Origin of the sequence: Deinococcus misasensis DSM 22328, assembly GCF_000745915.1 — a bacterium.
Lineage (GTDB): Bacteria > Deinococcota > Deinococci > Deinococcales > Deinococcaceae > Deinococcus_C > Deinococcus_C misasensis.
This window is the reverse complement of the sequence record NZ_JQKG01000026.1, coordinates 14,789-26,604: the sequence shown is the minus strand read 5'-3', so window position 1 is coordinate 26,604 and position 11,816 is coordinate 14,789. Positions and strand designations below refer to the sequence as shown.

Annotated in this window: 11 protein-coding genes; 5 read left to right on the top strand and 6 right to left on the bottom strand. The window is 55.8% G+C overall.

All coding sequences use genetic code 11. The features are described from left to right. Positions 1-104: 104 nt before the first annotated feature. From fahA to Q371_RS15365, 5 genes are read right to left on the bottom strand one after another with little or no spacing between them, the layout of a single operon-like run. Positions 105-1,397, bottom strand: coding sequence for a fumarylacetoacetase (gene fahA, locus Q371_RS15385; protein WP_034341928.1), 1,293 nt, complete (start codon positions 1,395-1,397; stop codon positions 105-107). Further along, on the bottom strand, positions 1,366-2,217 hold the full coding sequence (locus tag Q371_RS15380; protein ID WP_157442740.1) for a hypothetical protein: 852 nt from the start codon (positions 2,215-2,217) through the stop codon (positions 1,366-1,368). The genes fahA and Q371_RS15380 overlap by 32 nt, the downstream gene beginning before the upstream one ends. Further along, complete coding sequence (locus tag Q371_RS15375; RefSeq protein ID WP_034341926.1) at positions 2,214-3,380, bottom strand: homogentisate 1,2-dioxygenase; 1,167 nt, start codon at positions 3,378-3,380, stop codon at positions 2,214-2,216. Before Q371_RS15375 ends, Q371_RS15380 begins: the two co-directional genes overlap by 4 nt. Before the next feature lie 9 nt (positions 3,381-3,389). After that, on the bottom strand, positions 3,390-4,505 hold the full coding sequence (hppD, locus tag Q371_RS15370; RefSeq protein WP_034341925.1) for a 4-hydroxyphenylpyruvate dioxygenase: 1,116 nt from the start codon (positions 4,503-4,505) through the stop codon (positions 3,390-3,392). 55 nt (positions 4,506-4,560) lie between these two features. Then, the gene (locus Q371_RS15365; RefSeq protein WP_034341924.1) at positions 4,561-5,034 is read right to left on the bottom strand and encodes an Lrp/AsnC family transcriptional regulator; all 474 of its coding nucleotides are present in this window, start codon (positions 5,032-5,034) and stop codon (positions 4,561-4,563) included. 355 nt (positions 5,035-5,389) lie between these two features. Here Q371_RS15365 and Q371_RS15360 point away from each other — a divergent pair, with 355 nt between their 5' ends. The 5 genes from Q371_RS15360 to Q371_RS15340 all read left to right on the top strand — a co-directional run bounded on the left by Q371_RS15360 (position 5,390) and on the right by Q371_RS15340 (position 10,767). Continuing rightward, the gene (locus Q371_RS15360) at positions 5,390-7,483 is read left to right on the top strand and encodes a hypothetical protein (protein WP_157442739.1); all 2,094 of its coding nucleotides are present in this window, start codon (positions 5,390-5,392) and stop codon (positions 7,481-7,483) included. Between the two features lie 183 nt (positions 7,484-7,666). Continuing rightward, entirely contained in the window at positions 7,667-8,617 is a 951-nt protein-coding gene (gene cysK, locus Q371_RS15355) for a cysteine synthase A (protein WP_034341922.1), read from the top strand. A 408-nt stretch (positions 8,618-9,025) separates the two neighbouring features. After that, entirely contained in the window at positions 9,026-9,739 is a 714-nt protein-coding gene (locus Q371_RS15350) for a 5'-methylthioadenosine/adenosylhomocysteine nucleosidase (RefSeq protein WP_034341952.1), read from the top strand. Between the two features lie 13 nt (positions 9,740-9,752). Continuing rightward, on the top strand, positions 9,753-10,100 hold the full coding sequence (locus Q371_RS15345) for a CidA/LrgA family protein (protein ID WP_034341921.1): 348 nt from the start codon (positions 9,753-9,755) through the stop codon (positions 10,098-10,100). Further along, a complete protein-coding gene (locus Q371_RS15340; RefSeq protein ID WP_034341920.1) occupies positions 10,093-10,767 on the top strand; it encodes an LrgB family protein in 675 nt (224 codons plus the stop codon). Before Q371_RS15345 ends, Q371_RS15340 begins: the two co-directional genes overlap by 8 nt. 9 nt (positions 10,768-10,776) lie before the next feature. Here the strand turns inward: Q371_RS15340 and Q371_RS15335 are convergent, their stop codons facing one another. Beyond that, on the bottom strand, positions 10,777-11,784 hold the full coding sequence (locus Q371_RS15335) for a LacI family DNA-binding transcriptional regulator (RefSeq protein ID WP_034341919.1): 1,008 nt from the start codon (positions 11,782-11,784) through the stop codon (positions 10,777-10,779). Positions 11,785-11,816: the final 32 nt, after the last annotated feature.

Genomic DNA, 11,816 nt, shown 5'->3' with positions numbered 1-11,816 from the left:
AGCGACTCAGTGCGGCGCGGGCCACTCCGCAAGCACGCAGTCAGAGTCAAGACAGAAGGCAACTGATGCTCTGGCAAAAGCTTTTTGCCTTCCGCCTTCTGCTTTCAGCCTTCTGCAACTGTACCAGAGCACACCCCAAACCCAATCCGCGCAAACCCTTCTTTTTCACAGTGCCCAGAGAACTGCACCGTGTCCCCATCTTCCAGAAAACGCCGGACCTCGCCTGAAGACAGTTGCAGTGGATGTTTTCCGCCCATGGTGATTTCCAGAAGGCACCCGGCCTGATGCTGCTCCGGCCCAGAGATGGTGCCACTGCCCAGCAAGTCACCGGCCCTCAAATTGCATCCTCCAGAGGCGTGGTGGGCCAGCAGTTGTGCAGGGGTCCAGTACAGGTCACGGGCACTGTTTTCAGAAATGACCTCTGGCCGGTCCATGCTTACGGTTTGCAAGGCCACACTCAGGCGGATGTCCAGCCCTCCAAGGGATTGATCACGCTCATCGTGCAAATATTCCAGAGGTCTGGGATCGTTTGATGCACGTTCAAAAGCTGAAACCCTGAAGGGAGCAAGGGCCTCCAGAGTCACCACCCAAGGGCCAATGCTGGTGGCAAAGTTCTTGGCCAGAAAAGGCCCAAGGGGTTGGTATTCCCATGCCTGAATGTCTCTGGCGCTCCAGTCGTTGAGCAAGACCACCCCGAACAGGTGTTCTCGGGCGTCCTCGATGGAGATGGGCTGTCCCAGAGGGTTGCCTGAGCCGACCACAAACCCGAGTTCCAGTTCGTAATCCAGACGCTTGCTGGGTGCAAAAACCGGTCCGGACTGGGGATCTGGCAGAATCTGACCTTTTGGCCTGTGGATGGGCGTTCCAGACACCACAATGCTGGAGGACCGTCCATGATACCCGATGGGCACATGTTTGTAGTTGGTCATCAAAGGGTTGTCCGGCCTGAACAGGCTTCCCACCCGAGTGGCATGGTGGATGCCTGCGTAAAAGTCGGTGTAATCTCCAACGTGAAAAGGCAGGTGCATCTGAACCCGGTCTCTGGAATAAAGGTGGTTTTGCAGGCGGTCCTGATCTGTAAAACCTTCGCGCAGCATTTGACTGAGTGTGAGGCGAACCTCCTGCCAGACGGTGCGACCCATTCCCATGAAAGCATTCAGGTGGGAACGCAGAAAAGCATCCTGCACCTCTGGAGAAAAAAAACCTTCCAGACGGGAGACATCCAGCACAAAATCCCCAATCGCCACCCCAATGCGTCTGGCCTCCCGACCCAACGTGAACACCCCGAAAGGCAGGTTCTGAATGGGAAAATCCGGGTGGTTGTTGGCAGACTGCACCCACGAGCGCAAATGGGGATCGTGGGTTTCATTGATGGGCAAGGGGTAAAAGTTCGTCATGGGGCTCCGTGAAAGAACAGGAACCGAAACTGTGCAGAAACGCACGGGTCCGGCCCAATTCCGATGAATTCAATGCCACTCCAGCATACTGGACACCCTCAAGGGTCCAGAGGATCTTGCTCTGGTCCTGCTCCAGAAGGGCTTGGAGCGCCAGAGAGGGCTGGTTCTGCAAGGTGAAAGCGGTGGCCAGCAGCACATTCAGGTAGCCGTACATGGTGCCCTTTTCGCTGTCCTTCTGGTAGGTCAAACGGTACTGGCCCCTGACCGGATGGTGCAAACCCGCAGTCAGCTTGAAAGGCAATTCCAGGTCCACACAGTCCTGAATGAATTGGAGGAGAGACTCTGGGCCGGGAAAAGCGCTCTGGACCAAACCTCCCGTGCGGGCTTTGGCGTAAAAACCCTGCCCTTTGATGGCCTCCAGCAGGTCTTTGCGGTCCAGAGGCACTTCGATGTACACATCCCGGAGGTGCAGTTTCTGGCTGTGGTCCGCAATGCTTTGCACATCTTCTAAACTTTGCGCACGGGTTTCAATGGCCCGGATGGGCAAACTGCTGTTCAGGCCTCTGGACACCAGAGCCCAGTCCTCGGGGGTGTTGACCAGCACACTCAGGGGCCATTTGCAGGGAGGCAAGCCCGGACGCAAGTTTTGAAACGCAGGCAGATGACTGCTGTTCACCACCAGACGCCCAAGCATCCATTTTCCTTCTGAGTGCTGGTATTTGGCGTAATTGCGCAGGACCTCGGGCAGGGGCAGGGCTGCAGGAGGGTACAGCCCGGCATAATCCACCACATGCCCAAGCAAAGTGTGCAGGGAAGTCACTCCCCGTCCCCCTCCAACCATGAAGCCTGATATGCAGACTTCTCAAAGTCAATGGCATCTTTAGCGATGTCCAGAGGGCGGAAAGTGTCCACCATGACCGCAAGTTCCAGTGTTTCTTTGACCCCGATGGAACCTTCGGTGGCTCCGGGCTGGGGACCGTGGGGCAACCCACTCGGGTGCAAGGTCAGGTCGTAGCGGTCAATGCCTTTGCGGCTCATGAAATTGCCGTCGCAGTAGTAGATCACTTCGTCGCTGTTGACATTGCTGTGGTTGTACGGGGCCGGGATGCCCTCTGGGTGGTAGTCAAAGAGCCTCGGGACGAACGAGCACACCACAAAAGCATCTGCCTGAAAGGTCTGGTGGACCGGTGGGGGTTGATGGATGCGCCCAGTGATCGGTTCAAAATCGTGGATCGAGAAGGCATAAGGGAACAGGTAGCCATCCCAGCCGACCACATCCAGAGGGTGGTGGTCCAGCACATGGCGGGTCAGGCCATCCCGCACCTTCACACGCACCTCGAATTCGCCTTTTTCAGTGTGGGTGATGAGTTCTTCGGGGGCACGCAAGTCCCTTTCACAGAAAGGGGCATGCTCCAGAAGCTGGCCGTACTCGTTGCGGTACCGTCTGGGGGGCACAATCTGCGAGGGAGACTCGATCACAAAGAAACGGGCTTCTTTGGAAGCAAGCTGCATCCGCCAGGTGGTGCCAAAAGGAATCACCAGATAGTCTCCACCAGAGAACGAGAGGTTCCCGAACTGGCTTTCCAGCACCCCTTCCCCTTCGTGGGTGTACCAGACCTCGTAAGCCTGCGCGTTGCGGTAAAAGTACGACATCGATTCGGTGGGACGGGCCACGCTGAGGGTCACATCCCGGTTCCCCATCAGGACTTTGCGGGAAGACAGGGCGTCTCCGCCCGCCTCAAAGGTTTTGGTCTGGAACGCCCGGTGGCGGATCGCACCGTAAGGCACGTACTCCACCTGCATGTCCCCGAGGTATTCGGTCTCTTTGATTCTGGGAGGGAGGAAGTGGTGGTAAAGGATGCTCTGGAGGCCACTGAAGCCCTCCAGACCCATCACCTCCTCGCGGTACAGTTTGCCGTCCGGTTTTCTGAACTGGGTGTGGCGCTTGTGGGGAATCTGCCCCATTTTGTGGTAGTAGGCCATGACCCCTCCTTACAAGTTTCCGCGTCGTTCCTGCTCGATTTCAAGGGCTTCAAACAGGGCCTGAAAATTGCCTTTGCCGAACCCTCTGGACCCGTGACGCTGGATGATCTCGAAGAACACGGTGGGACGGTCCTGCACAGGCTTCGAGAAGATTTGCAGCAGGTAACCTTCGTCGTCGCGGTCCACCAGAATCCCGAGTTCGCGGATGGTGTCCATGTCTTCTTTGATCTGGCCGACCCGCTCTGGAAGGGCATCGTAATAGGCGTCTGGAACACGCAGGAACTCAATGCCGTTTTCGCGGAGTTTTCGCACGGTGCCCAAAATGTCTTTGGTGATCAGGGCGAGGTGCTGCACGCCGGGGGTCATGTAGTAATCGAGGTACTCCTCAATCTGGCTTTTGCGTTTCCCATCGGCGGGTTCATTGATGGGGAATTTGATGCGCCCATCGCTCATGACTTTGCTCATCAGGGCGCTGTATTCCGTGGAGATGTCCTCATCATCGAAGTGCATCAGTTGGCGGAAACCCATCACATGGTGGTAGTACTTGACCCAGTGCTCCATTTTCCCGAGTTGCACGTTGCCCACGATGTGATCCACGGCAGCAAGACCGGTGGGTTCAAAGGGCATCTCTGTCAGGGCTTTGTAACCGGGGGCGAAGGCTCCCTGATAGTCTTTGCGGTCCACAAAAACGTGCAGGGTTTCGCCGTAGGTGTAGATGGCAGCGGTGCGGTACTCGCCGTGCTCGTCTTTTTCGGTGCGGGGTGCCCATGCAGATTTGGCTCCGCGTTCGGTGGTGACTTTGTAGGCCTGTTCCACATCGTCTACACCCAGAGCGATGGTTTTCACGCCGTCGCCGTGCAGGTGCTGGTGGGCAGCAATTTCGCTGGTGGGGCCGTAAGGGGCACTGACCACCAGACGGATTTTTCCGCTTTCCAGCACGTAGCTGGCGTATTCACGGTTTCCGGTTTCCAGACCGCTGTAAGCGATGGGTTTGAATCCAAAGCCCTTCCAGTAGTAGAACATGGCCTGTTTGGCGTTGCCCACCCAGAAATGGACGTGGTCAACGTTTTTCAATTTGAGGAAATCGGCTTCCTCGTTCATGGGACGGTTGGCAATTTGGGTCATGGTGCTCCTCCTTGAAAAGCTGCCTTGGGGGGCAGCGGTGTGCGTGGTGTGTGCTTCAGGGTTTCTCGGGGTCCAGAGGCAGTGCAGTGGTGGCTTTCACTTCGTTCAGGACCAGACTGGTGCGGATGCGGTCCACGCCGGGGGCCGGGGTGAGCACCTCCACCAGAAAATGCTCAAGGTCTTTGCGGTTGCGGGCGACCACCTTCAGCAGGTAGTCGGTGTCTCCGGTCAGGTGGTAACACTCCAGCACCTGAGACATGTGCTGCACGGCTTCCCTGAACTGGTGCACCCGTGAAAGTTCGTGGTGACTGAGGTGGACTTGCACAAAGCACATCAGGTCGTAGCCCAGAATTTCGCGGTTGAGGAGGGTGTGGTGCCCGAGGATCAGGCCAGAGTTTTCCAGTTTGGTCAGGCGTTTCTGCAGTCCGGGTGCACTGAGTCCCACCTGACGGGCGATGTCTTGCAAGGTGTTCCTTGCATCTTGCTGTAAAAGATCCAGGATCTTGCGATCCAGTTCATCGAGTTGCATAAGTGTATACAGATTTTTAACCAAAATCGGGACATTTGTCAACAATCAAAACCACTTTTATAAATTTGGTAAATTATTTTAATCCATTTATGGTTTGGGTTGTTTTTATTCACCAATTCAATTCCGTAAGCCCACACGAAGTTTAAAAAATGCACTTTCCTCTTCTTCATGCCCTTTTCCTTTTCAGAGGTGAGAACAAGTCTCAACCTGGTTCAAAATCAATCTTCATGCTTGCACGCAAGACTTCAGATCAAAAACACGAAAAATCACATCCCCAAATCCTCCATGAGGCACAATGGGAAATGAAATGGATCCTCAAAAAAATGATCAAAAGCCTTTGAAATTCGAAAAACCAATGGCAGCACAGAAAACCCCTCATGGTCTTCAGCCTTCCCCTGCTCGACCAAGGCCCAAATGGACCTTGCTGGGATTGGGACTGGGATTCTTGTTGATTGGTCTGGGATTCACCTTGACCCACCAGAAAGCTCCGTCAAGCGCCCCAAACCAAGCAGAAAACCTTCCTTCACCAACAGAAACCACCCCTGTTCTACCTGTGCAAGCTGCATCCAATGCCGATCCAGAGGCACTGAGCTGTGCCCGGATCCTTCCGCAAATGGCCCACCTGTGGAAAATGCGCAATCCCACAGCCCGCGGTTATCCAGCTTTGTCCACCCTGATGGTGGGGGCATGGAAAACAGCCAACCATCCCTGCAACAACAACAATCTGACCTTCACAGGTGCCGCCACACAAGGACCTTACACCTACACCATCAAGCATGCACTGGGGAAAAAAACATTTGAAGTGACTCCAGAGAACATCCGTCAGGATGGAAGGTTCTTGGAAAAAACCACAGGTGAGGTGCCCAGTGCTGAACAAATGACACAGGTGATGGACCGTCTGGCTCTGGAGTGTGGCAAATCCCTGATCCGGGCCCACCAGATCTGGAAATTGCAAAATCCTACAGCCAAGCAAAGCCCCCAGTACCAGACCCTGCAGCTTGGGGACGAGTATTACCAGATTGTGTTGTGCTTTCATCCTGATGTCCGCATCCAAGAAGCCTACCAGTCTGGCAACATGCGTCTGGAGGTGTGGGCTCCTGAAGGAAGCAAACGCTACACGGTCACCTCCACAACCATACGCAGTGGGTTCAACACGGTGTACCAGATGCCAGAGCACGAAGGAGAACGTCTGGCCCGCCAGCTTGACCCTTCTGCAGAGGAAAAACAGGCTGCGGAAACCTTCACCCGCAACTGTGCCGGGCTCCTGCACAAAACAGCCCTGCAGTGGCAAACCCTGGATTCCAATGGTCAAGGCTACCCCCATCTGGCTTTGCTCGCCAGCACACCGGAAGGAATGTCCTGTCTGAGTTACCATCTCAGCATCACCAGCAAAGTGGGGGCTGACACCCCCTTTGAGTACACCCTGAAGCACGAAGCTCTGGACTTCAAGTTGCTGGTCACACCACAAAGCGTTCAACAGGTGAAGCAGACTTCCCCAAAGGTCTCTTCACCAGTCACCATACAATCCACCCCGGACCAAGAGGCTTTGAAGTGCGCCAAAATGCTGCCCACCATCGTCCGGTGGTGGAGGATCCAGAACTTTGACGTCGCTGATTATCCTGAAGCTGTCCAGCTGCTGCTTGCAGCACAATACCCTGCTCAATCCCATCCAGAGTTTTCAGCATGCAATGGAGAAGACATCGTTTTGCAGGGCAAAGGAAACATGCCTGGAGATTACCTGTATTCCGTGCATCATGCACAGGGCCACCGAACTTTTGAGGTTCGGCCACAGGGAGTTTTTGAAAGACAACAAAAGTTGGCCCATGCCAACAGACCTTCTCCAGACCACCAAACCATCTTGCAATTGATTGATGCCATGAGTCTGGAATGTGCAAAAGCCCTCCAGCGCGCAGCCCATGCCCTGAAATTGCGACACCCTGAGCAGGGTTTTCCCTCCATGTCACAGGCTTACAACAGCCACCTGTGGACAGGAGCCTGTGGGACCACCAGGGCTTTGTTCTCCGGGCAGGACCAGCCCAGCCCCACCTTGCACGTGCAAGTGAATGATCCTCGCAGCCCCACCCTCTTTTTTGTGATGGGACAGGAAATTGAAGTTGCTGGCAAAACCATCTACACCATGCCCGAGCATGAAGCAGATGCACTGGGCATGGGCATTGCTGCCACAGAAGCGGATTTGAAAGTGGCCGACCAGAGGGCCTTCCGGTGCGCCCAGTTGTTGCAAGAAGGCTTGAAGATGGAAAGGGACAAAAAAGACCTGCAACTGGACTTTCCCTTGCTGCTGACCGGGGTGCCAGATGGTGTACGACAGTGCATCCATTACAAACTGAGCATCTACGAAGTCACCTCTGATGTTTTCCGGGTTTTCCATGAAGGCAGCAAACATGCATATCGGGTTTCATCAGAGGAGATCCAGGAACAAACACGCTGAAGCGTGAAAGCCATGGCCTCCAACCTCTGGTTCATGTGGCTCAAACAGACAGCCACTCCTGAAATGCCTTTGATGTCCTGTGGTTCAGTCTGTCCTTCGGGTTTGTGCCTTCAAAAGCATGAAGTGTTGATGCTGGCCGGGATTCCCTTTCATTTCAGGGAAAGCGGTTAGAATACCCCTGTTATGATTGACCGCCTCATCGGAAACACCCCGATTTTGCAACTGCGTCACCACGTCACCCCCGAGATGGCCGAAGTGCACGTCAAACTGGAGGGCCTGAATCCCGGAGGCTCCATCAAAGACCGCACCGCTCTGGGCATGGTGCTGGACGCCGAAGAAAAAGGCCTGCTCCAACCGGGTGGCCGGATTGTGGAGCCGACCAGTGGCAACACTGGAATCGGTCTGGCACAGGTGGCAGCCGCCCGAGGGTACCACCTCACCCTGACCATGCCTGCCCAGATGTCCGAAGAACGCAAACGGACCCTCCGGGCTTACGGGGCCGAACTGATCCTCACCGATCCGCAAACCCGCATGCAGGGGGCCATTGAAGAGGCCGAGCGCATCGCACGGGAAACCGGGGCATGGATGCCCAACCAGTTCAACAACCCAGCCAACCCCCTCACCCACTACCGCACCACCGGTCCAGAGATCTGGGCGCAGATGGAAGGTCGGGTGGATGCTTTCGTGTACGGCTCTGGCACGGGGGGAACCATCATGGGCACCGGACGCTTTCTGAAAGAGCAAAATCCGAATTTGTTGCTGATCGCAGCCGAACCTGCCCGAAGCAATGTGCTCTCTGGGGGGCAGCGCGGAGAGCACGGTTTTCAGGGCATGGGTCCGGGTTTTGTGCCGGGCAACATGGACCTTGCTTTGCTGGATGACATCATTCAGGTGTGGGAGGAAGACGCTTTCCCTCTGGCGAGAGAACTGGCCCAGCATGAAGGCCTGTTTGTGGGCATGTCCTCTGGTGGGATGGTGCTGGCGGCTCTGGAGGTGGCCCGCAGGTTGGGGCCGGGCAAACGGGTGGTGACCATTGCCTGTGACACAGGTGCCCGTTACCTGAGCACCACCCTGTTCTCTGAGGCTGGAGACACCCCCTCAGGCTACCAGCACCGCAGCCGTGAAAAGCTTTGAGCATTTGTAAACAACACTGCTAAACAAAGTGAACAATTGTAAACGGTTTGCAACTGTTGTTCCTTCAGAAACAAATGCACTTTCATGAAGCATATTTACAGTAAATCGCTCTGGGTGAGTGTTCATGCCTTTTTCGCACATCATGAAGGAGTGATTTACACAACTTGCTGTTTCCACCCTCTTGAAACGCTTCCAGCAACACAGTATACTAAACACAGTTCGGTACGACTTCTTAGCAACGTCTTCAATGTGCTGACATCTTCTCCAACTTCTTGCCAGCGTCGTGCATCAACTTGCCAACACCTTCTACCCTGTACCGGCAAAGCAATCCCCCCAATTGGGGGGCTTCTTTTTTGTCTCTCAGACCGTTCAGGGGAAGGGGCCAAGAAGTTCGCTATGATCTTAGGCATGACCGCTGACCCAACCACCCAACACAACACCATCGGCATCATTGGTGCGATGGATGAAGAAATCCGCCAACTGACCGCCGATTTGCTGGACGGCCAAACCTTCAGCCATCAGGGAAGCACCTTCCATCAGGGCAAACTGTTCGGACAACAGGTGCTCATCACCAAATGCGGGATTGGCAAAGTGAATGCTGCGATGACCACACAGGCCCTGCTGTCTCTGGGCGTGTCCAGAGTCATTTTCACCGGAGTGGCCGGAGGGGTACAACCCGGCTTGCAGGTTGGAGACATCGTGATCAGCACCGACCTGATGCAGCACGATGTGGACGTGACCCCTCTGGATTACCAGCTTGGCCTGATTCCCGATGAAAGCTTCAGCTGGACCGCCGATGAAACCCTGCAAACCCTTGCACTGGAAAGTGCCAGCCAGATTGAAGGCATCCATGCAGTCAAGGGGCGCATTGCCAGCGGAGACCAATTCATTGCCAGCAAAGACAAGGTGCGTTGGCTGTTCGAAACCTTCCAGATTGCTGCAGCAGAAATGGAAGGGGCTGCTGTGGCACAGGTGGCCAGCAAATGGGGCGTCCCTTTTGTGGTGATCCGCAGCCTCAGCGACACCGCAGATGGAGAAGCCAACGTGGATTACCGCTCCTTCATGCCTCTGGTGGCCATCCGGGCCAAGAGCGTGGTGCGCGGCATGCTGCAACGCATGTGAACCCAGAGCAAGCATGTTTGGCCTGCTGAGGGGATTTTGCATTCTGCTGGGCTTTTATGCTCTGGGAGAGGCCATCACCCATGGGCTGAACCTCTCCATTCCCGGATCCATTGTGGGCATGTTGATGCTCTGGGCTGCCCTTGGGACCGGCCTGATCCGTCTGGAATGGGTGCAGCAAACCAGCCAGCATTTGCTTTCGGTGCTGGGCTTGCTTTTTGTGCCTGCAGGAGTAGGGATTGTGCTGTACCAGAGGGATCTGGCCCCTCTGGGCATGGTCCTGCTGGGCGTGATGGTTGTGCTGCTCCTGACTTCTTTTCTGGTGGGCAAAACCACTTCCAGACTGGAAAAGCCCCATGAATGAAGCCTCTTTGCTGGTGACCATCGGAGGGTTTCTGTTGGGTCTGGAACTGCAAAAACGCTTCCCTCACCCTCTGGTCAATCCCACCCTGATCAGCATCGTGCTGGTGGTGCTGTATCTGGGCCTGACCCGGCTTCCCTACCCCGAGTACCAGAGCCACACACACTTCCTGCAATATTTGCTGGGACCTGCGGTGGTCGCTCTGGCCGTTCCCCTGTACCTGCAACGGCACATCCTGAAAACCCATTTGCTGACCATTGTGCTGGGTTTGCTGGTGGGCGGTGGTGTGGCCTTGGGATTGGGCTTTGTGCTGGGCAAATGGCTGCACCTAACCCCAGAGCTCAGGCTGGCGTTCAGCACCATGAGCAGCACTTCACCGATCTCTCTGGCGATTGCCCAGAAACAGGGATTTTCCGGCAGCCTTTCCGCGATTGTGAGCATCTGGACTGGCATTCTGGGAGCGGTTTTCTTGCCCCCTTGGCTGTCATGGTTGGGGGTTCGTTCTCCTCTGGTGCGCGGGCTGACCATGGGCTTGTTGTCCCACGGCCTTGGAACCGCCCGCATGGTGCAAGAAGGCCCCTTGAACACCGCTGCCAGCAGCCTCGGGATGGGCCTGAATGGAGCCCTGACAGCCCTGCTTGCCCCTCTGGTCTGGCATTGGCTGGCTTAAATCACTGAATCAGTGGGGCAACCTGCGCACCGATTGACGGACCACCAGTTCAGTGGGCACGTCTGGAAGGGCCATCTCGCGACCTTCAATCAGGGCAATCAATTTGCGGGCTGCCTGTGCGCCCATGTCCACAATCGGCACCCGGATGCTGGTCAAGGGAGGGTCCATGTAACGGGTGAACATGATGTCATCAAAACCCACCAGAGACACATCCTCTGGAATGCGCTTGTTGAATTCTCGCAGGCTCTGGTAGGCTCCAATGGCCATCTGGTCGTTGGCACAGAAAATGGCGGTGAATTCCACGCCCCTGCCCATCAATTCCTGCACGCAGCGGTATCCGCCTTCTTCGCTGTAGTGGTAATGCACGATTCGCTCTGGATCGAAAGGCAAACCGGCCTGTTCCAGAGCCTTTTTGTACCCCAAAATGCGGGTGCGGGTCACGTGGGCGTCCGGGTGCCCGGTCATGTGGGCGATGTGGCGGTGTCCGTTTTCAATCAGGTAACGGGTGGCCAGAAAAGCCCCCATCTCATCGTTGATGGAGACGCAAGGGTGGGCATCTGTGGCAGGTTGTCCGATCAGAACCACAGGCTTCCCAAAAGGGTTGATTTCAGCGATGTCTGATGGGCGCAAAGAGTCCCCATAATAGATGACCCCATCCGCGTCATTTTCCAGCAGGTAAGCCATGGCAGCGTGTTCACGCTCTTTGATGGCCTCCTCGCTGGACACCACCAGACGGAAAGATGTGGTGCGCACCACCCCCTGAACCCCTTCCAGAAAGCCTCCGAAGTAAGGGCCAGCCAACCACGGGATCAGCACCCCCACCCCACCAAGCTGGTTTTTGACCAGACCTCGGGCCAGAGGGTTCGGCTGGTATTTGAGTTGGGCTGCGGCCTCCTCGACGACCTTGCGGGTGTCTTCGGAGATGGGGCCACTGGCATTGAGCACCCGTGAAACGGTGGAGACCGAAACCCCGGCCAGAGCGGAAACATCTTTGATGGTGATGCGGCGTTTTGACATTGCAGGTCCTTGTGTTCCTCAAATTCTACACG